The organism is Achromobacter sp. D7-1 (genome assembly GCF_059760445.1).
The window spans coordinates 1-19,721 of record NZ_JCBAMT010000111.1 but is presented as its reverse complement, the minus strand read 5'-3'; the positions used below and the strand labels follow the sequence as shown (position 1 = coordinate 19,721).

The following is a 19,721-nucleotide window of genomic DNA, read 5'->3' as shown; positions in this document are numbered from 1 at the left end:
TCCCGAACAGGACAGTGAAACGACTTTGCGCCGATGATAGTGGACGGACGTCTGTGAAAGTAGGTCATCGTCAAGCTTTTATTCCGCAGAACCCCACAGGTAACCCCTGTGGGGTTTTGTCTTTGTGGCGCCGCGCTGAGAATGCGCTTCGCAGGTTCCGCAAACCCCAATGAAAAACCCCTCGCAGGATGCTCCTGTGAGGGGTTTTGTTTTGGACGCGCCGTTAAGAGCGGCTAGGGCAATTGGCGCCGCAAGGCAGCGAAGAACAATTCGGATTGCAGCCGTTCGCTTTGCACTTGTGCCGCAACCTTGGCCGCGAGTTCGGGATTGACCGGCACCAGCGGGCGCCCGGTGGATTGCGCCAGCACCTGGGCGGTACAGGCGCGTTCCAGGAAAAACAGGTCGTCGTAGGCGTAATCCAGCCGTTCGCCGCAGACGACGACGCCATGGTTGCCAAGGAAAACCACATCAGCGCCCTGCATCGCGTGAGCGATGCGTTCGCCTTCGCTTACGTCCAGGGCCAGGCCGTTGTAGTGCTCATCAATGGCCAGGCGACCATGAAAGCGCATGGCATTCTGGGACAGCGTGGTATCGAGCGCGCGATCCGAGGTGAGCGTCAGGGCCGTGGCGTAAGGCATATGCGTATGCAGCACACAGGCTTTGCCGGCGATGCGGTGGATGGCGGCATGGATGAACATGGCCGTGGGTTCGACCGCATGGCGGCCCGCAAGCTTGTTGCCCTGAGCATCGATCAGCACGATGTCATCCGCCTGCACTTCATGCCACATCAGCCCGCGGGGGTTGAGCAGGAAATGCTCCGAGTCTCCTGGCAGGGCCACGCTGAAGTGATTGCAGACGCCTTCCCCCAGGCCATGCGCTGCCGCCGCCCGCAATGCGAGCGCGAGGTCGGCGCGCAATGCCGCGACGGCTTCAGAGTGAAAGAGCGCTTCGGCGTGGCGAGGATCGTGGTTCATGTCTGTTTTTGGAGTATTTGGGTTGGGAAAGGCGCGGTCCGGGAGTGTCGGGGATGGTCAGTACAGGTCGCCGTCCACGTAGAACCATAGTCCGCCTTCGCGCACGAAGCGGCTGAGTTCATGCAGGCGATGGGCGCGGCCGGCCTGGCGGCTGCGGGCAACGAACTCCACGGTTGCGTGCTCAGGGTCCTGGCTGCCGGTTTGCTTGATTGCCAGTCCCAGCCATTTCAGGTCGGGCGGATTGGGATCGAGAGACGCGGGGCGGGTACTCGGGTGCCAGGTCGCCAACAGATAGGGCAACTTGTCCAGCACGAAGGCGCTGTAGCGCGAGCGCATCAGCGCCTCGGCGGTGGGTGCCTGCATCGCCTGCGGCCCTTCATGCCAGCGGCCACAGCATTCGGAATAAGGCTTGGGGCCGCCGCAGGGACAGGCTGCTGCCGGGAGCTTGGATGGCTTGGTCACGGTACGAAACGCCGAAGCCGCTCAGGCCAGCAGATCGCTGTATTCGGGGTGCCGGCGGACATAGGCGTCGGCGTACGAGCACAAGGGCCGCACCTTCCAGCCCCGGGTGCGCGCGTCGTCCAGCGCGTACTTGGTCAACGCAGCGGCGATGCCGCGGCCGCCTACCTGGCTGGGCACGCCGGTGTGCGTGATGGCCATGGTGTTGCCTTGTAGCTGGTAGTCGAGCACGCACAAGACGCCATCAACGGTGGCGGTGTAGCGGGAATGGGCGGTTTCATGCGTTACGGAGATCATGCGGAGGAATCCTGCGATGGAATGGCCGGCTACTGTCAGCCGGCTTGATGGACTATGGGGCGCATTCGCCTCGTGTTGCTGCCATTGACTGCTGCCGCGTCAGCGTTGCAGCGCTTTGAGCAGCGCGGTGAGCTGGGCGTCGCGAGTCTGGACCAGGTCGGCGATGCTGCGCTGGCCTGCTTCGGCGTTGACGCCTTCGATCAGGCGCTGCCGCAGCTCGGGAGTGACCTCGGGTGCTCCCAGGTCGTCCCACCAGGTTTGTACCGGACCCAGCAGGTGGTCCATGAAATTGGCCAGGCCGCCCGCGCCGCCGCCCAGATTGAAGGTCATGTGCGGACCGAACAACGCCCAGCGCAGGCCGGGGCCTTGCGATACGGCGGCATCGATGTCGGCGACGCTGGCCACGTTCTCGGCCGCCAGGTGTATCGCTTCGCGCCACAGGGCCGCCTGCAGGCGGTTGGCGATGTGACCCGGCACTTCCTTGTTCAGGCGGATGGGGTATTTGCCCAGGCTGCGGTAGAAGGCGATGCAGCGGTCGATGGTGTCGGCGGAGGTCTGGGTGCCGCCTACCACCTCGACCAGCGGGATCAGGTGCGGCGGATTGAACGGATGCCCGATGACGAAGCGCGAGGCATGGCGGCACTGCGATTGCAGGCGGCTCATGATGAGGCCGGACGAGCTCGACGCCACGATGACGTGCGCAGGGAGCGCGGCGTCCATGCGCGCGAAGAGCGCGGTTTTGAAGTCTTCGCGCTCGGGCGCGTTTTCCTGCACGAAGTCCACGCCGGCCAGCGCGGCCTCCAGGTCCGGCTCGAAGCGCAGGGCCTCGGCCGAGGCGTGGGGCAGCACGTGCCCGAGCTCTGTCAGCACGGGCCATGCGGCCTGCACGCGGGCGCGAGTCAGCGCCTCGGCGTCGGCGGCCGGGTCGCTGACGACGACCTCGAGGCCGCGAGCGAGGAACAACGCGGCCCAACTGGCGCCTATGGTGCCGGCGCCGATGATGGCGACTCGGCGGATGGCGGGCGGGTTGGACGTGGCGGTGCTGGACATGCGGGTCTCCTGTGAGCGCGGATAGAAGCATTGTGAAGCAAACGCCGGCCCGTTGCCACGCGCAGGCGGCACGGGCAAGATAGCGGCTCCCTTCCGCCTCCGGAAACCAGGAGCCTTGCATGAACGCGACCCCAGCCCATCGATCCGCCGTGCCCTACTTTTGCCAATGGGAGTCGGCGCACCTGGCCAGCGAGATCATCCAGGGCAAGCTGGCCCTGGTCGATGATCCTGCGTGGCGCGGCTCGGGCGCGCGTGATGCGGACGAGTATGGGCGCTGGGCCAGCCACGTTTGCGGCATGGCCTGCCTGAAGATGGTGCTGGCGGCACGCGACGGGCGGCATTACCCCACGCTGGAGCTGGCGCGGGGCAGCTTGTCTTATGGCGCCTATACCGTGGAAGGCGAGCAGATCAAAGGCATGATCTACGCGCCGTTCGTGCGCTATGTGGACGAGGTATTCGGCCTGGCGGCGCGCGTGCATGTCGATCTGCGCGCGGAAGAACTGCCTGGCTTGATGTCGCAGGCCGCCTACTTCATGGCCTCCGTGCATCCCTGGATACGCTGGCCCGAGCGGCAACCGCCCAGGAAAGGCGGACACCTGGTACTGGTGACCCGCGCAACGCCGTACGCGGTGACCTTCCACAATCCCTCGGGCGAGCCCGGCACGCAGGCCGATGTCGAATTGCCGCTGGCCGTTTTCGAGGAATTCTTCGCGGGGCGCGGCGTGGCCATACTCGCGGCCGCTTGAACGAGGCGAGCGCAGCCGGCCTGATTTCCGCGCCTGCCTTCGTGCTGGAGTTCAGGCGTTGCGGGCGCGGCGCAGATGCCGCCACACCAGCGCAACCGCAGCCAGATAGCTTGCGCCGATGATGCAGTAGGCCGCAGGCAGGCTGGCGTGCCAGTCCGGCAGCAGATGCAGGATGGTACCCATCAGTGCGACCCCGACCAGGGCGCCGGATTGGCGGTTGGCGTTCAGCGCCGCGGCGGCGCTGTTCGCGTGGCTCTTGCCCGAAACCTGCATGACCACGCTGGTCATGGCGGGTACGGCGATGCCCACGCCCAGATTGGACAGCGCGACGGCGACGGCAAACGGCCAGTAGTCCATGTCCGGCGAGAAAGCGAAAGTGCCCATGCTGCTCATGATGGCGGCCAGCGACAATCCGCCTAGCAGCGCCGTCGAGACGTTCCAGCGCGCCGAGATCCGGCCCGACATCAGGTTGCCGATGGAGAATACCGCCAGCATCGGCACCAGTTGCAGCCCCGTCTGCAAGGCGTCCGTGCCGCGCGCCTGTTGCAGGAACAGACTGAGCAGGAAAAGCTGGCCGTAGGAGGCAAGATTGATCAGAAAGCCCACGCCGTTGGCGGCCGCGAATTGCGCGGTCGCGAACAGGGCGCGCGGGATGATGGGCTCGGCGTGGCGGCGCTCGCGCCGCACCAGCAGCGCGGCGGCGGCCAGGCAGAGGGCAACCATGCCCAGGATGAGGCTGGAAGACCAGCCATAGGCATTGCCCTGGATCAGTACGAAGCACAGCGACGACAGGGCGATCACGCCCAGCAGATGGCTCAGCGGATTGAGCGCGCGCGGCCGGCGCGGCGCGGCCTGGATGCGGCGCCGCGCCAGCCACAAGCCGGCCAGTCCCAGCGGGATGTTGATGAGAAATATCCCGCGCCAGCCGAATTGGTGGATCAGCACGCCGCCCAGCAGCGGGCCGGCGGCGCCTGCCACCGCCACGATGGCGGACCAGGCTGCCAGCATGCGGTTGCGCACCTGCTCGTCGTCGTAGGCATGGGTCAGCAGGCTGAGGGAACTGGGCATGAACAGGGCCGCGCCCAGGCCTTGCAGCATGCGGGCCAGGATCAGCAGGTCGGCATTCGGCGCCAGTCCGCAAAGCAGGGACGCCAGGGTGAAGACGCCCATGCCGGCTAGATAGACCGTCTTGGCGCCATAGCGGTCGGCTAGCGCCCCGGCCACCAGCAGCAGGGCCGCGAAGGTAAGCGTGTAGCCGTCCACGATCCAGACCAGATCCGTCAGTGGCACGGTGAACTGGACCGCGATGCTGGGTAGGGCGACGTTGACGACGGTCACGTCCAGCATGGCCATGACGAAGCCGATGGCCAGCGTGACGAGCGGCAGCAGACCAGCGGCGGCTGGCTTCGTGTCCAGCGAGGGGGCCGGGATATGGGGACAGGCGGAGTTCATGATTGAGGCATGCGGCGGCTTTCGAGGACTGCAGCTTAGGCGCTTTGAATGATGCAAAAAAGCCGAATAATTGCTTTATAGTCATGCAAAAATGCATCTGAAGAAGGCTGTCATGGACTGGGACAACGCCAGGATCTTCCTGGCCATCTATCGGGTCGGCACGCTACGCGGCGCGGCGGCGCTGCTGCAGGTCGACCAGGCCACGGCCGGGCGCAGGCTGGCGGCGCTGGAAGCCTCGCTGGACGCGCGGCTATTCCTGCGCACCCCGGGCGGATATGTCCCCACGGCGGCGGGTGAGCTGGCGTTCGCGGCGGCGGAGCGCATGGAGCAGGCGGCGGATCAGTTGCAGCGCCAGATGCAGGGACTGGACCACCGGCTGTCGGGCGTGGTCCGCGTGGCGACCTCGGAAACCGTCGCCACCTACTACGTCATGGAGGCGGTCCGGCGCGTGCATGCCCACCATCCCGACATCCGCGTCACGCTGTCCACGGCGATCCAGCTCAGCAACCTGACGCGCCGCGAGGCGGATCTGGCGATCCGCAACATCAGGCCGGACAATCCCGACCTGATCCACCGGCATCTGGCGCGCAAGGAGGTCGGGCTGTATGCCTCGAAGGCCTACCTGGAGGCGCATGGCGAACCGCGGCTGGGTACGGCCTTCGCGGGGCATACCCTGGTGACCTACCAGCAGGCGGTGCTGCCGGGCTGGTCCGATACCTTCTGCGGCGAGCCCACGGGCAACGGACGCATGGGTGTCGAGTTGAATTCCGGCCTGATGATCATCGAGGCCGTCGCGGCGGGCCTGGGCATAGGCCAGGTGCCCACGCACATGGCGCCCCAGTACCCGGATCTGGTGCGCATCTGGCCTGCCCGCAGCGAACCCTACGATCTATGGCTGGTGATGCACGGCGACCTGAACCGCACGGCCCGCGTGCGCGCCGTGGCCGACGCCATCGTCGAGGTCTTCGAAGAGGACCAGTAGGCGCAGGCCGGGGCGCGGCGGCTTGTGGGCGGACGCGGCTGGCGCTAAGGTTGGCCTGACCCATCAACGCAACCATGACTCAGGAGTCGCGCGTGTCCGATCTTTGGCGTTTGTCCGCAGTTGAGCTTGCCGCCCGCATCCGCAAGCGTGAAGTGTCCGCCCGCGAGGCCGCGCAAAGCGCGTTGGGGCGGCTGGATGCCGTCAATCCCGCGATCAATGCGGTGGTGGACCATAGGCCGGAAGATGTGCTGGCCCAAGCCGCGCAAGTGGATGCCATGCTTGCGCGCGGCGAGGATGCGGGACCGCTGGCCGGCGTGCCCGTCACCGTGAAGGTCAACGTCGATCAGGCGGGCTACGCCACGACCAACGGCGTACGCCTGCAGCAGGATGTGATCGCGGCCGAGAACAGCCCGGTCGTGGACAATTTGCGGCGCGCGGGCGCCGTGATACTGGGGCGCACCAACACGCCCGCGTTTTCCTTGCGCTGGTTCACTGGCAACGCGCTGCATGGCGACACGCTGAACCCGCGCAATCCGGCGCTTACGCCCGGCGGCTCGTCGGGCGGCGCGGCCGCCGCGGTGGCGGCCGGCATCGGACATCTGGCGCATGGCACGGATATCGCCGGCTCCATCCGCTATCCGGCCTACGCCTGCGGTGTGCACGGCCTGCGGCCGTCGCTGGGGCGCGTGGCGGCATACAACGCGGCCTTGCCGGAGCGCTCCATCGGCGGGCAACTGACTGCGGTGTCCGGCCCGCTGGGGCGCAGCATCGCCGACCTGAGACTGGGCCTGGCCGCGCTGGCTGCGCGGGATCCGCGCGATCCGTGGTGGGTGCCGGCTCCGCTGGCGGGGCCCGAGGCGCCGCGCCGGGCGGCGCTGTGCCTGAATCCTGACGGAATGGATACCCAGCCCGCCGTGGTCAAGGCCTTGCAGGAGGCCGCGCGCCGGCTCAGCGAGGCAGGCTGGACGGTGGACACGCTGGACGCGGTGCCGCCGATGCAGGAGGCCGCGGATCTGCAGATCCGCATGTGGCTGGCTGATGGTTACGAGGCGATGGTCGCAGCCGCGGAAAAAGAGGGAGACCGTGGCGCTCTTGTTGCGTTGGCCGGCCAGCGCGACAAGGCTGCCGGCGCCGATCTCGCCAGTTTTTCGGCGACGCTGACGCGGCGCGCCACACTGACGCGCATGTGGGAACTGTTCTTCGCGGAATATCCGGTGCTGCTGCTTCCCGTGTCGGCCGAGCTGCCTTTCCCGGACAAGCTGGACCTGCAGGGCGATGCGGCCTACGCCCGCGTCTGGCGCGCGCAGATGACGCAGATCGGCGTGCCGTTCATGGGCTTGCCGGGCCTGTCGGTGGCGATGGGCAGCGCCATGAGCGGCGCGGGCGCCAGCCCGATCGGCGTGCAGGTAGTGGCGGGGCGCTACCGCGAGGATTTGTGCCTGGACGTGGGCGAAATCATCGAGGCGGGCGGAGCCCCCATCGATATTGCCGAGCCTGCGGCCCGCTAGCGTGGCGCTGGTCGGCCCGGACCGCACAGTGTCGGCACGGGCGCGAGGCGCTAGGGGTTGCTGAAGCGCAGGCGCAGGATGCCGAGGTCGCCGTAGGCGAGTTCCAGGTCGCGGTTGGCGGGCACGTCCAGGAATCCGGCATAGGAACCGGTGATGACGTGCTGGCCGGCGCGCAGCCCCAGGCCTTGTTCGCGCAGGAAGTTGGCCAGCCAGTACAGCCCCGCCTTGGGGCGGTCGTTCGGGTGGATGCCCGCATGCTGCTCGGTTTCGACGCCGTCCACGGCCAGCGTAATGCTCATGCTGCCGGGCGCGTCATGCGGCGAGGCGATGCGCGGACCCAGTACCAGACCCTGGTTGAACATATGGTCGGCCAGCAGTTCGGGCAGGCTGGCGTGTTCCGGGGCGGCATAGCGGCAGCCCAGCACCTCCAGCGCCAGGCGCGCGCTGCCGATGGCCGCGTCCACCTCGGCTTCGCTGTAGGGCTGGGGGCGGGCGGGCAGGTCCCGGGCGATTTCGAACGCGATCTCGGGTTCGATGCGCACCGTTGCGGTCCGGGCCGCGACCGGACCGGCTTCGGCGTAGGCGACGGTCGAGGCGTAGATTGGCGCGACCACGCTTTTCTCGGGCGTGGGCAAGGCGCTCTTCCAGGCGCCGATATCGTCCTGATGGTTCTCAAGCAGCAGTTGCGCGGTGCGTTGCTGCACGGCGAAGGCCTGGTTCAGCGATTGCGGACGGCAGTCGGCGGGCAGGCGCGGGCCGGCGACGCCGGATACGCGCGCGGCGATCAGGTAGCGCGCCGCATCAAGGCTGCCGGGATAGTCTTCGATTTTGATCTGCATGCGCTCAAGCCCCTACAAACAACATGATCCAGAGGACGATCATGGCGATCAGGCCGAGCCAGCAAGAACCCCAGAAGCCGACGATGGGCCACTTCAGGGCCAGCGGGGTCTTCTTCGGATCGACGTGCGGAAGCAGATCGTTGGCGTTGCCGATCAGCCAGAAACGCGTGTCGGGAAACATCAGGCGGAAGAAATAGTCCAGCATGATGGACGCCTGGATCGCGAGCGGATACTGATTGAACGGGCGGTGCTGCAGATACGGGTGCTTCAGCTTGGCGTTGATCTGCTTGCGCTTGAAGAACAGCACGATGCCGCAAAGCGTGCAGGTGATGAAGCAGAGCAGGAAGAGGCTGAAGGCCATGGCCATGGCGGGTGAGTACATGGGGGATCTCGGGAAGACGCGGTGTGCCGCGTTCGGATGATAGGAAAGCGTGCGGAAAATTGCCGACCGTATTGTAAAAGGCTTGCCGCGGCCCCGTGTTCAGGGCCGCGTCAGGCTTCGCGCGCCGTAGCGTCCAGGGTCAGCCGCGCACCTGGCCTTCGCCGCTCAGCACCCATTTCAGCGTGGTCAGGCCCTCCAGGCCGACCGGACCACGTGCATGCAGGCGGTTGGTCGAGATGCCGATTTCGGCGCCCAGGCCGTACTCGAAGCCGTCGGCGAAGCAGGTCGGCAGGTTGACGTACACCGAGCTGGAATCGACTTCGCGCTGGAAGCGCTGCGCGGCGGACAGGTCCTCGGTGACGATGGCATCGGTATGGCCGGAGCCCCAGCGCGCGATGTGCTCGATGGCGTCGTCCAGCGTGTCGACGATGCGCACGGCCAGGATGGGGCCCAGGTATTCCGTGGCCCAGTCTTCTTCCGTGGCGGGCTTGGCATGCGGCAGCAGGGCCAGCGTGCGCGGGCAGCCGCGCAGCTCGACGCCGTGCTCGGTGAGCGCCGCAGCCAGGCTGGGCAGGATGGAAACGGCCGCCACCGCGTCGACCAGCAGGGTTTCCATGGCGCCGCAGATGCCGTAGCGATAGGTCTTGGCGTTGAAGGCGATGGCGTGCGCCTTGTCCGGATCCGCCGCCGCGTCGATGTAGACGTGGCAGTTGCCGTCCAGGTGCTTGATGAGCGGCACGCGCGCTTCTTGCGACAGGCGGGCGATCAGGCCCTTGCCGCCGCGCGGCACGATGACGTCGATGTGCTCGGTCATGGTGATGAGCTTGCCGACCGCGGCCCGGTCGGCCGTGGCGACGACCTGCACCGCGTCCTGCGGCAGGCCCGCGGCGGCCAGGCCGGTCTGTACCACGCGGCCCAGCGCGATATTGGAATGGAGGGCTTCGCTGCCGCCGCGCAGGATGGCGGCGTTACCGGACTTCAGGCACAGCGCGGCCGCGTCTATGGTCACGTTGGGACGCGATTCATAGATGATGCCGATCACGCCCAGCGGCACGCGCATCTGCGCCACGCGCATGCCGTTGGGGCGCACGCTGGTGGCGGTGATGCTGCCGATGGGATCCGGCAGGGCGGCGATCTGGCGCAGGCCTTCCGCCATGTGCGCCAGCGTCTTGTCCGACAGGGTCAGGCGGTCCAGCAGGGCCGGCTCCAGGCCGTTGCTGCGCGCCGCCGCCAGGTCTTTCTCGTTGGCGGCCTTGAGTTCGTCGTGGCTGGCGGCCAGGGCGTCGGCCATGGCCAGCAGCGCCTGGTTTTTGGCGGCGCCATTGGCGCGCATCATGGCGCGCGAGGCGCGGCGGGCGTTTTCGCCCAGGGTGAGCATGGCGTGTTCGATGGAGGACGAGGACATGGCGGCGTCGATCATGAAAGTGGGGCGGCGCGGGCGCCGCCTGGAGATTCAGTTTATATCCGGGCGTCAGACCGGGCGAGTTCCAGCGGGAGGGCCGGAAGGGAATGCGAAGGCGGCGGCTATGCCGCCTTCACGGTCGTCCGCCGGCGGCGGCGACGCGCAACGCGAGCCGCGTCATTTCTTCCCAGGGATCGGACAGGCGCCCAGGCACGGACAGGCCCTTGATCAGGCGGTCGACCTCATGAGCGTGCTGCACGGCAGCGGGCCACACGTTTGGCTGCACGCGGCCTAGCGCCTGCAACGCCAGGCGCTCGTGCGCGCCGAAGATGCGCAGGCGGCGCATCAGGCCGTTGACGTCCTGACCCAGGGCGCGGGCTTCCGCGACGCGGGCCAGCAGGCGGATTTCCTCGCCGACCGCCCATAGCACCAGCGGCAGGGCTTCGCCTTCGGCGCGCAGGCCGTCGATCATGCGGATGGTGCGGCCGATGTCGCCGGCGAGCATGGCGTCGCGCAAGCCGAAGACGTCATAGCGCGCCACGTTCAGCACCGCTCGTTCGACGTCTTCCGCGGCCAGTTGGCCTTCGGGGTAGAGCAGGCCCAGCTTCTGGATTTCCTGGTGGGCGGCCAGCAGATTGCCTTCCACTTTGTCCGCCATCCATTGCAGCGTGGCGCTGTCGGCGCGCTGGTTCTGGCGCGCCAGGCGCATGCCGACCCAGGCGGGCAGGCGGCCGCGCTCGATGTTGGCGATGTCGACCATCATGCCGCCGCGGTTCAGCGCCTGCACCCAGCGGCTTTCGCGGGTGGCCTTGTCCAGGCGGGGCAGGGCGATCAGGACGAGCGTGTCCGGATCCGCCTGCTTTTCGGCCTGTTCGGCCAGCTTGGCCAGGGTGTCGGCGCCGGACTTGCCGGGCTTGCCGGTCGGGATCTTGATTTCAAGTATGCGGCGGTCGCCGAACAGCGACACGCTCTGGGTGGCGGCGGTGACCGAACTCCAGTCGCTGCGCGCGTCCATGACCATGGACAGGCGCTCGCTGTAGCCCGCGTTGCGGGCTGCGGCGCGCAGGGCGTCCACGGCCTCGGTCACGAGCAGCGGTTCGTCGCCGGACACCGTATAGAGCGGCGCCAGGCGGTTGCCTGGCCGCTGCAAATGCTCGGCCAGGCGATCCGCGTCCAGGGGCTGTGCCATTTAGCGCAGGATGGCCGGGTCGGTGGTGGACGGCGTCTGCCACTGCGCGGGCGTGCGCTGCTGTTCCGGCATGGTTGGATCGTACAGCGGGGTCTCGCCGTCTTCGGCGCGCTGTTCGGCGTTCTCGAACGCCTTGCGCACTTCCGGCGCGGTCATGCGGCGCAGCAGGCGGGACACGAGGTCGCGCTGCATAGTCTTGTACAGCGTTTCGATCTGGCCTTGCTTGGCCTGCACGACCTGGTCGTCGTAAGGCATTTCGCGGTAGATCGACAGTGTCGTATCTGGGATCAGGGCGCGACCCTTGGCGTCGATAAGTCGGAAAGTGTAGTTGATGCCGAGTTCGTACTCTTCTACGCGGCCTTGGGCGTTCAACGAGACTTCACGCAAAGTACGGGCCTCGTTGACCTGTTGCAGGATGGCTTGGGCCTCCTTGGCACTTCCCACGAGCTTCGTGTCCGGAGACGCCGCGCGCAGCGCGCGGCGCACATCGGCACCGAACTGCGTGGTGTCGGGAATGCCGACATACAGTGTCTCGAACGGCATCGGAGTGACTCCCCGCAAAGCGAAGCCGCAAGCGGAAAGCAGCATGAACAGCGCCAGGCAGGCGCTGCGCAGCAGCCAGGACTGGCGGGGGGAATGCGTTTGTTGCCCGGCGAAGTGCATGCTTGACCTCATCAGCCTACGACATTGACCAGTTTGCCCGGAACCACGATGACGCGCTTGGGCGGACGGCCTTCCAGGAAGCGGGCGACCTCTTCCTGGGATGCCGCGAGCTTTTCGATGTCTTCCTTGGCGGCCTTGGCGGCCACGCGGATGGAGCCGCGCAGCTTGCCGTTGACCTGGAGCATCAGCTCGATCTCGTCGGCGACCAGCGCCGCTTCGTCCACGTGCGGCCAGGGCGCGTCGAGCAGGTCGCCCAGCTCGTGGGCGTAGCCCAGGTCGCGCCACAGGTGCCAGGTGATGTGCGGCACCACCGGGTACAGCACGCGCAGCAGCACGCCCAGCGTTTCGGCGTAGGCGGCGTCCGCGGGCGCGCCTTCCGGCAGCTTGGCATCGTCGATGGCGTTGAGCATCTTCATGCACGCGGACACGACGGTGTTGTACTGGATGCGCTGGTAGTCGTAGTCGGCTTGCTTGAGCAGGCCATAGACTTCGCGGCGCAGATCCTTGACCGGGGCCGGCGCCTGCGACCAGTCGGCTCCATGGGCCAGACCGCGCGCGATGGCTTCACGCTGGCCGTAGCTGATGGACCAGAGGCGGCGCAGGAAGCGGTTGGAGCCTTCGACGCCGGAGTCGGACCATTCGAGGGTCTGTTCCGGCGGGCTGGCGAACATGACGAACAGGCGGGCCGTGTCCGCGCCCAGCGTGTCGATCAGCGATTGCGGATCGACGCCGTTGTTCTTGGACTTGGACATGGTGCCCACGCCGCCGTAGGTGATGGCGGAGCCGTCCGACTTCAGCTTGGCGCCGACAATGGCGCCGCGGTCGTCGTAGACGTTTTCGACGTCTTCAGGCCAGAAATACTCGATGCCGCCCTGGGGCGTCTTGCGCGAGTAGATATGGTTCAGCACCATGCCCTGGCACAGCAGCTTGGTGAAGGGTTCGTCGAAGTTGAGCAAGCCCATGTCGCGCATGACCTTGGTCCAGAAGCGGGCGTACAGCAGGTGGAGCACCGCGTGTTCGATGCCGCCGATGTACTGGTCCATCGGCATCCAGTAGTCATTGCGCGCGTCGACCATGGCATTGTTGTTGCCCGGCGAGGTGTAGCGCATGAAATACCAGGACGAATCCACGAAGGTGTCCATCGTGTCCGTCTCGCGGCGCGCCGGCTTGCCGCAATTGGGGCAGGCGCAGGACAGGAAGGCCTCGTTCTTGGTCAGCGGATTGCCGCTGCCGTCCGGGATGAGGTCGTCGGGCAGGACCACCGGCAGGTCTTTTTCCGGAACCGGGACCGGACCGCAATCCGCGCAATGGATGATGGGTATCGGGGTGCCCCAATAGCGCTGGCGCGAGATGCCCCAGTCGCGCAGGCGCCAGGTGGTCTGCTTTTCGCCCAGGCCTTGCGCGCCCAGGTCGACGGCGATGGCGTCGACCGCTTCCTTGTGCGAGAGGCCGTCGTACTTGCCCGAATTGATGGTGCGGCCGGCCTGCTTGTCGCCGTACCACTCCTGCCAGGCGTTGGTGGAGTATTCCTTGCCGGCCACGTCCACGACCTGGACGATGGGCAGCTGGTACTTCCTGGCGAAGGCGAAATCACGCTCGTCATGCGCCGGCACGCCCATGACGGCGCCGTCGCCGTAGCTCATGAGCACGTAGTTGCCGACCCAGACCTCGACCTCGGCGCCCGTGACCGGGTGCGTGACGAAGAGGCCCGTGGGCATGCCTTCCTTTTCGCGCGTGGCCATTTCGGCCTCGGTCGTGCCGCCCAGCTTGCATTGTTCGATGAACGCGGCCAGCTGTGGATTGGACAGGGCGGCCTGCGTGGCCAGGGGGTGCTCCGGCGCCACGGCGCAGAAGGTCACGCCCATGATGGTGTCGGCGCGGGTGGTGAAGACGTACAGCTTGCCGTCCTGGATCAGCTGGCCGTCCTGGCCGGCGATCTGGTGCGGGAAGGCGAAGCGCAGGCCCTCGGATTTGCCGATCCAGTTTTCCTGCATCAGGCGCACGCGCTCGGGCCAGCCTGGCAGGTCGTTCTGGACCGCGCCCAGCAGTTCGTCGGCGTAATCAGTGATGCGCAGGTAGTAGCCGGGGATCTCGCGCTTCTCGACCAGGGCGCCCGAGCGCCAGCCGCGGCCGTCGATGACCTGTTCATTGGCCAGCACGGTCTGGTCCACCGGATCCCAGTTGACGACCTGGGTCTTGCGGTAGGCCACGCCCTTTTCCAGCATCTTGAGGAACAGCCACTGGTTCCACTTGTAGTACTGGGGATCGCAGGCGCACATTTCGCGCGACCAGTCGATCGCCAGGCCCATCGCCTTCATCTGCTTCTTCATGTAGGCGATGTTGTCGTACGTCCACTTCGCCGGCGGCACCTTGGACTTGATGGCGGCGTTTTCCGCCGGCATGCCGAAGGCGTCCCAGCCCATGGGCATCAGGACGTTGTAGCCGCGCATGCGCAGCTGGCGCGCCATCATGTCGTTGATGGTGTAGTTGCGCACGTGGCCCATGTGCAGCTTGCCGCTGGGGTAGGGCAGCATGGAGCAGGCGTAGAACTTCGGCTTTTCGGAGCCGTCGGCGTTCTTGGCGTGTTCATGGACCAGATAGACGTCGCGGGTCTGCCAGTCTTGGTGGGCGGCTGCTTCGACGGTAGTGGGAAGGTAACGTTCCTGCATGGGCTCGTGCACGGTGGCAAAAAAAGGTGAGCCGCCTCGCCGCGCGGGCGCGGAGGCGGTCAAAACCCCTGATTATAGGAGGTGCTAGGCGCGGGCAGGGGACGGAGCCGTTTCCGGGATGCGCGCACTAGGCGCCAGGGCGCCATAAGCCAGCGTAATCACCCCGAGGACGGCGCCCGCCGTGACCACGCCGGGCCAGCCAAAATGGGCGTACAGCCAGGACGATACCAGCGAACCGGATGCGCCGCCGATGAAGTAGCTGGTCATGTAGCCCGCGGTCAGCCGGCTGCGCGCCTCGGGGCGCAGGCGGTAGAGGGAGCTGGTGTTGGTGACGTGCACGCCCTGGATCGCCAGGTCCTGTATCAGGATGCCGGCCAGCAGGGCCAGCACCGATACCTCGCCGAACGCCATCAGTCCCCACGAGCCCAGCAGCAACAGCAGCCCGACGCGGGTGGCCAGGTTGCCCATGCCCCGGTCTGCCATACGGCCGAAGCGGTTGGCGGCGTAGGCGCCGGCGGCGCCCGCCAGGCCGAACAGGCCGATGGTGGTGTTGCTGTATTGGTAAGGCGGGCTGGCCAGCAGGAAGGTCAGGGGCGTCCACAACATGCTGAAGGCCGCGAACAGCAGCCCGCCCAGCAGCGAACGGGCGCGGAACAGCGGTTCCTCGATGAACATGCGCAGGATCGAGCCCAGGAGGCGCGGGTAGCTCAGCCCGGCCGGACTCTGGTGGCGCGGCAGCAGGCGCCACAGGGCGGCGGACATGCCCAGCGTCAGGATGGCGGCGACCCAGTACACCGTGCGCCAACTGCCCACGTCAGCGAGCGCGCCCGCGACGGTGCGGGCCAGCAGGATGCCCAGAAGCAGGCCGCTCATGACCGTGCCCACGGCCTTGCCCCGTTCGTGGGGCGCGGCCAGCGTTGCGGCGAAGGGCACCAGGATCTGCGCCACCACGGACAGCATGCCGGTCAGCGCGGTGCCCAGGATCAGCACGGTAATGTTGGGGGCGAAGGCGGAAATCAGCAGGCCGACCGAAGACAGCAGACTCATCAGCACGACCAGGCCGCGGCGTTCGAACATGTCGCCCAGCGGCACCAGCAGCATCAGGCCCAGGGCGTAGCTCAGCTGCGCGGTGGTGACGATAGTGCCGGCCGTGGCGGTGGACAGCGAGAATTGCTCGCTGATGGTGTGCAGCAGCGGTTGGGCGTAGTAGTTGCTGGCGACCGCGAGGCCGGTGGCCACCGACATCAGCAGGATGATGGGCGCCGTCAGCGCCGGCGTCTGGGAGGACTGGGAAGCGGAAGTCATGGATCTGAATCGGGGAGGGCGGCTGCGGAAAGGGGGGCTCGGTTCAGGTGCCGATGCCGCCGGGCGTGTCCTGGTCTTGCTTGATCAGCAGCTTCTTGAGCAGGCCGGCAAGCTGCTTGCGCTCGCTGGCGGACAGGGGCTCGAGCAGTTCATTGAGGTCTTTCAGATAGTCCTTCAACACCAGCTTGATGACGCGCAGGCCCTCGGCCGTGAGCGACACGATGACGCCGCGCCGGTCTTCCGGGTTGGGGCTGCGCGTGAGCAGGCCGGCCTGTTCCAGGCGATCGAGCCGGTTGGTCATCGCGCCGGAGGTCAGCAGCAGAGCCTCCACCAGCTTCTGCGGATTCAGCGCATAGGGGGCGCCGCTGCGGTACAGCGTGGCCAGCACGTCGAATTCGCCCTGGTGCAGGTCGTAATTGCGGAAGCTGCGGTTAACGTTGCGCGCGGCCAGCGCGTTCAGGCGGAACACGCGGGTGACGACGGACATGGCGGCGAAGTCCTGGGCTGGGCATTCGCGGGTCCATTGCGAGATCACCAGATCGACAAGGTCATTCATGGATAGACGGCGTTTATTTTTACGTGAAGTATCTTAACATGAAGATAAATTCGGATGAGAACGCCATGCGTGCGGCAAGCGCCGCGGCAAAAAAGAAGGGCCCGCCTCTTGCGAAGCGGGCCCTTCCGGCTTGACCGGAACTACGCGCGAATTACTGCGCGGCGTCCTTCAGCTTCTTGAGCGGGCGAACCTTCACCTTGACCGAAGCCGGCTTGGCGGGGAACCAGCGCTCTTCACCGGTGAACGGATCCTTGCCGAAGCGCTTGGCCTTGGCGGGAACCTTCTGCACGGCAACCTTGAACAGGCCGGGCAGCGTGAATTCGCCAGCGCCCTTCTTGTCCACGGAGCTCAGCACCGAGGTTTCCAGGCTGGCCAGGACGGCCTTGACCGACTTGGCTTCAACGCCGGATTGCTCAACGATGTAGGCGATCAGCTGGGTCTTGTTCAGAGCAGCCTTGATGGCCTTGGGGGCAGCAGCGACCTTCTTGGCGGCGACGACCTTCTTGACGGCCGGCTTGGCAGCGGGCTTCACAGCGGTTTTTGCGGCGGTTGCCTTCTTTGCGGGCGCCTTGACGGCGGGCTTGGTGACTTTCTTGGCAGGAGCTTTTGCTTTCGTGGCCATGGTCAAAATCCGTATGTTGAGGACATGGAGCAGCGCGCGCGCCGGATATCGGCGTTTAACGCTACGCGGCCGATGATAGCGGAAGAGTGGCGGTTAATGCGGTTTTCTAGCGGGTTTTTGGCCCTTGTTTGTTGTTTTCGACACAGAAAGTGCTTTGTAGAAGGGTCCTCGCAAGATGTCGTGACATTCATCGCGCATTTTTTCAGATGTCTGCGGTACTGAACCAACCGCGCCGGACATGTTCCAATTGCGTGCCCTGCGCGAGGCCCGCGCGGGAAAAACCCAAGCATGGAAGTGAGGCAAGCCATATGTTGATGAAGAAGTTGGCGGCGAGCCTGATCGTCGCGGCCGCGTGCATGTCGGGAGCCATGGCGCAGACGGTGCCTGCTCCGGCCTTGTCGGCCAAAGCCTGGCTGCTGCTGGACGAGACCAGCGGACAGGTGATCGCGTCGCACGCGGCGACGACGCGGATCGAGCCCGCGTCCCTGACCAAGATCATGACGGCCTATGTGGTGTTCGAGGCTCTCAGCAAGAAAGAGCTGTCGGCGACGCAGCTGGTCACGGTGTCGACCCGCGCCTGGAAGGTGCCGGCGGGCAGCTCGAAGATGTTCCTGGAGCCTGGCTCGAAGGTGTCGGTGGACGACCTGCTGCGCGGCCTGATGATCCAGTCGGGCAACGACGCCGCCATCGCGCTGGCCGAGGCGGTGTCGGGCAGCGTCGAGGCCTTCGTGGCGCGGATGAACGACACCGCCGCAAGGCTGGGCCTGCACGCCACGCGTTTCGCCAGCCCGCACGGCCTGCCGGATCCGGAGACCTACTCCACCGCCAGCGATCTCTCCATCCTGGCCACGCGCTTCATCCGCGACTATCCGCAGCTCTACAAGACCTACGACTCGGCCAAGCAGTTCACCTTCAACAAGATTACGCAGCCCAACCGCAACCGCCTGCTTTGGCTGGATCCCAGCGTGGACGGCCTGAAGACCGGGCACACGGAATCGGCCGGCTACTGCATCGTCGCCACCGCGCAGCGGCCCAATGGCGCCGATCAACGCCGCCTGATCACGGTGGTGGTGGGCACGGCCTCGGACAAGCTGCGCACGCAGGAAAGCCGCGAGTTGCTGGAGTGGGGCTTTCAGGGGTTCAATACCATCAAGCTGTACGCGCGCGGCCAGGCCGTCGCCACGCCCGAGGTCTGGAAGGGCGAGCAGGACAGCCTGAAAGCCGGATTCGCGCGCGATGCGTACGTGACGGTGCCTGCGGGCGCCAAGGTCGAGCCGGTGTGGACGCCGCAGGATCCGCTGATCGCGCCGATCGCGGCCCAGTCCCCGGTGGGCGCGGTGCGCGTGCTGGTGGACGGCAAGCCCGCCATGCAGTTTCCCGTGGTGGCGCTGGAACCGGTGGCCGAGGCGGGATTCGCGGGGCGCGCGTGGGATTCCATCCGCTTGTGGTGGCGTGGCCACGCCGGATAACGGAGGTGTGTGATGGCGGTGAGCTTTCCTGGAGGTCCGGCCCCGGCGCCGGGAGCCGATGATCCGCTGGCCCTGCTGTCGGCCTGCCATGGCCGCATTTCCCGCCAGTGCGCCACGCTGGGGCGCCTGGCCGGACACCTGCCGGTGCACGGCAGCGACGCGGCGGCCCAGACCGCGGCGGCCAGCGTCCTGCGCTATTTCGATACCGCGGCCGCGCACCATCACGAGGACGAGGAAGAGGACCTGTTCCCCGCCCTGATCGAGTCCATGGCCGGATCCGACGCCGTCTGTCTGCATGCGCTGGTGGACGGCCTGGTCGCCGAACACCGGCAACTGGCGCAGCGCTGGGAGCCCTTGCGCCAGGCGCTTGCCGAGATCGCGGCGGGCCGCCAGGCCGATCTGCCCGTGCGCCAGATCCAGGATTTCATCGAGGCCTACGCCGCGCATATCCAGCGCGAAGAGAGCGAGTTGCTGCCGATGGCGGCGCGGCTGATTCCGGACGATGCCTTGGCCGCCATCGGGCAGGCCATGAAGGCGCGGCGCGGCGGCGAAGCCGGCTGAGGCTCCGGCCGCGCCGGGATTGGCGCTACGATGGCCGCAGCCGGCGCGCGGCGCGCCGGGTTTGCGCCTACGCCCCCGCCATGAACAGAAACGCCTGTTTCCGCCAGAAATTGCAGGACCCCGTCTTGATGCATGCCATGTCGGCGCATAACCCGTTGTCCGCCAGGCTGGCGGCCGAGGCCGGGTTCGACGCCATCTGGGGCAGCGGCTTCGAGCTGTCGGCCAGCCACGCGGTGCCCGATGCCAATATTCTTTCGCCATCGCAGCACCTGGAGATGATGCGGGCGATCGCCGCCGCGGTGGACGCGCCCGTCATTGCCGATATCGACACCGGATTCGGCAATGCGATCAACGTCTCCTACATGGTGCCGCAGTACGAAGCGGCCGGCGTGTCGGCGGTGGTGATGGAGGACAAGACCTTTCCCAAGGACACCAGCCTGCGCGCCTCCGGCAGGCAGGAATTGGTGCGTATCGAGGAGTTCCAGGGCAAGATCGAAGCCGCCTGCGGCGCCCGCCGCGATGCGGATTTCTGCGTCATCGCCCGGACCGAGGCCCTGATCGCCGGCGCCGGCGAGCAGGAGGCGCTGGCCCGCGCC

General features: G+C 66.8%; 20 protein-coding genes. 6 read left to right on the top strand and 14 right to left on the bottom strand.

Going from position 1 to position 19,721, the window contains the following annotated elements; all coding sequences use genetic code 11:
- Positions 1–233 precede the first annotated feature (233 nt).
- The 4 genes from AC6LKD_RS29885 to AC6LKD_RS29870 form a co-directional block, all read right to left on the bottom strand.
- Complete coding sequence (locus tag AC6LKD_RS29885; RefSeq protein WP_498118288.1) at positions 234–974, bottom strand: aldolase; 741 nt, start codon at positions 972–974, stop codon at positions 234–236.
- Positions 975–1,031: 57 nt separating this feature from the next.
- Positions 1,032–1,436, bottom strand: a complete 405-nt coding sequence (locus tag AC6LKD_RS29880) for a YchJ family protein (RefSeq protein ID WP_498118286.1) — start codon at positions 1,434–1,436, stop codon at positions 1,032–1,034.
- Between the two features lie 21 nt (positions 1,437–1,457).
- On the bottom strand, positions 1,458–1,730 hold the full coding sequence (locus AC6LKD_RS29875; RefSeq protein WP_498118285.1) for a GNAT family N-acetyltransferase: 273 nt from the start codon (positions 1,728–1,730) through the stop codon (positions 1,458–1,460).
- A gap of 99 nt (positions 1,731–1,829) precedes the next feature.
- Positions 1,830–2,780, bottom strand: coding sequence for a 3-hydroxyacyl-CoA dehydrogenase NAD-binding domain-containing protein (locus AC6LKD_RS29870; RefSeq protein WP_498118283.1), 951 nt, complete (start codon positions 2,778–2,780; stop codon positions 1,830–1,832).
- Between the two features lie 119 nt (positions 2,781–2,899).
- On the opposite strand from AC6LKD_RS29870, the gene AC6LKD_RS29865 reads away from it, so the two are divergent.
- The gene (locus AC6LKD_RS29865) at positions 2,900–3,526 is read left to right on the top strand and encodes a hypothetical protein (RefSeq protein ID WP_498118281.1); all 627 of its coding nucleotides are present in this window, start codon (positions 2,900–2,902) and stop codon (positions 3,524–3,526) included.
- A 51-nt stretch (positions 3,527–3,577) separates the two neighbouring features.
- Here the strand turns inward: AC6LKD_RS29865 and AC6LKD_RS29860 are convergent, their stop codons facing one another.
- Entirely contained in the window at positions 3,578–4,978 is a 1,401-nt protein-coding gene (locus AC6LKD_RS29860; protein ID WP_498118279.1) for an MFS transporter, read from the bottom strand.
- A 112-nt stretch (positions 4,979–5,090) separates the two neighbouring features.
- Here AC6LKD_RS29860 and AC6LKD_RS29855 point away from each other — a divergent pair, with 112 nt between their 5' ends.
- The gene (locus AC6LKD_RS29855; RefSeq protein WP_041655984.1) at positions 5,091–5,960 is read left to right on the top strand and encodes a LysR family transcriptional regulator; all 870 of its coding nucleotides are present in this window, start codon (positions 5,091–5,093) and stop codon (positions 5,958–5,960) included.
- Between the two features lie 92 nt (positions 5,961–6,052).
- The gene (locus tag AC6LKD_RS29850; RefSeq protein WP_498118277.1) at positions 6,053–7,468 is read left to right on the top strand and encodes an amidase family protein; all 1,416 of its coding nucleotides are present in this window, start codon (positions 6,053–6,055) and stop codon (positions 7,466–7,468) included.
- A 50-nt stretch (positions 7,469–7,518) separates the two neighbouring features.
- On the opposite strand, the gene AC6LKD_RS29845 is transcribed toward AC6LKD_RS29850, so the two are convergent.
- The 9 genes from AC6LKD_RS29845 to AC6LKD_RS29805 form a co-directional block, all read right to left on the bottom strand.
- Positions 7,519–8,307, bottom strand: coding sequence for a 2-keto-4-pentenoate hydratase (locus AC6LKD_RS29845; protein ID WP_013395440.1), 789 nt, complete (start codon positions 8,305–8,307; stop codon positions 7,519–7,521).
- 4 nt (positions 8,308–8,311) lie between these two features.
- A complete protein-coding gene (locus AC6LKD_RS29840) occupies positions 8,312–8,689 on the bottom strand; it encodes a hypothetical protein (RefSeq protein ID WP_013395439.1) in 378 nt (125 codons plus the stop codon).
- 139 nt (positions 8,690–8,828) lie between these two features.
- A complete protein-coding gene (locus AC6LKD_RS29835; RefSeq protein ID WP_013395438.1) occupies positions 8,829–10,109 on the bottom strand; it encodes a glutamate-5-semialdehyde dehydrogenase in 1,281 nt (426 codons plus the stop codon).
- Between the two features lie 115 nt (positions 10,110–10,224).
- Positions 10,225–11,280, bottom strand: a complete 1,056-nt coding sequence (gene holA / locus AC6LKD_RS29830; RefSeq protein ID WP_207471573.1) for a DNA polymerase III subunit delta — start codon at positions 11,278–11,280, stop codon at positions 10,225–10,227.
- Positions 11,281–11,943, bottom strand: a complete 663-nt coding sequence (locus tag AC6LKD_RS29825) for an LPS-assembly lipoprotein LptE (RefSeq protein WP_498118276.1) — start codon at positions 11,941–11,943, stop codon at positions 11,281–11,283.
- An 11-nt stretch (positions 11,944–11,954) separates the two neighbouring features.
- Complete coding sequence (gene leuS / locus AC6LKD_RS29820; RefSeq protein ID WP_498118274.1) at positions 11,955–14,612, bottom strand: leucine--tRNA ligase; 2,658 nt, start codon at positions 14,610–14,612, stop codon at positions 11,955–11,957.
- An 84-nt stretch (positions 14,613–14,696) separates the two neighbouring features.
- Positions 14,697–15,917 (bottom strand): MFS transporter, encoded by a 1,221-nt coding sequence (locus AC6LKD_RS29815; protein ID WP_492277108.1) that lies wholly within the window; start codon positions 15,915–15,917, stop codon positions 14,697–14,699.
- Between the two features lie 43 nt (positions 15,918–15,960).
- A complete protein-coding gene (locus tag AC6LKD_RS29810; protein ID WP_013395433.1) occupies positions 15,961–16,473 on the bottom strand; it encodes a MarR family winged helix-turn-helix transcriptional regulator in 513 nt (170 codons plus the stop codon).
- 151 nt (positions 16,474–16,624) lie between these two features.
- The gene (locus tag AC6LKD_RS29805; RefSeq protein ID WP_013395432.1) at positions 16,625–17,095 is read right to left on the bottom strand and encodes an HU family DNA-binding protein; all 471 of its coding nucleotides are present in this window, start codon (positions 17,093–17,095) and stop codon (positions 16,625–16,627) included.
- A 308-nt stretch (positions 17,096–17,403) separates the two neighbouring features.
- Here AC6LKD_RS29805 and AC6LKD_RS29800 point away from each other — a divergent pair, with 308 nt between their 5' ends.
- The 3 genes from AC6LKD_RS29800 to AC6LKD_RS29790 form a co-directional block, all read left to right on the top strand.
- Positions 17,404–18,564: a D-alanyl-D-alanine carboxypeptidase family protein gene (locus AC6LKD_RS29800; RefSeq protein WP_498118272.1), complete on the top strand. Its 1,161-nt coding sequence runs from the start codon at positions 17,404–17,406 to the stop codon at positions 18,562–18,564.
- 12 nt (positions 18,565–18,576) lie between these two features.
- Positions 18,577–19,125, top strand: coding sequence for a hemerythrin domain-containing protein (locus AC6LKD_RS29795; RefSeq protein WP_013395430.1), 549 nt, complete (start codon positions 18,577–18,579; stop codon positions 19,123–19,125).
- 80 nt (positions 19,126–19,205) lie between these two features.
- A partial coding sequence (locus tag AC6LKD_RS29790; RefSeq protein WP_498118270.1) for an isocitrate lyase/phosphoenolpyruvate mutase family protein occupies positions 19,206–19,721 on the top strand: 516 nt, incomplete at its 3' end.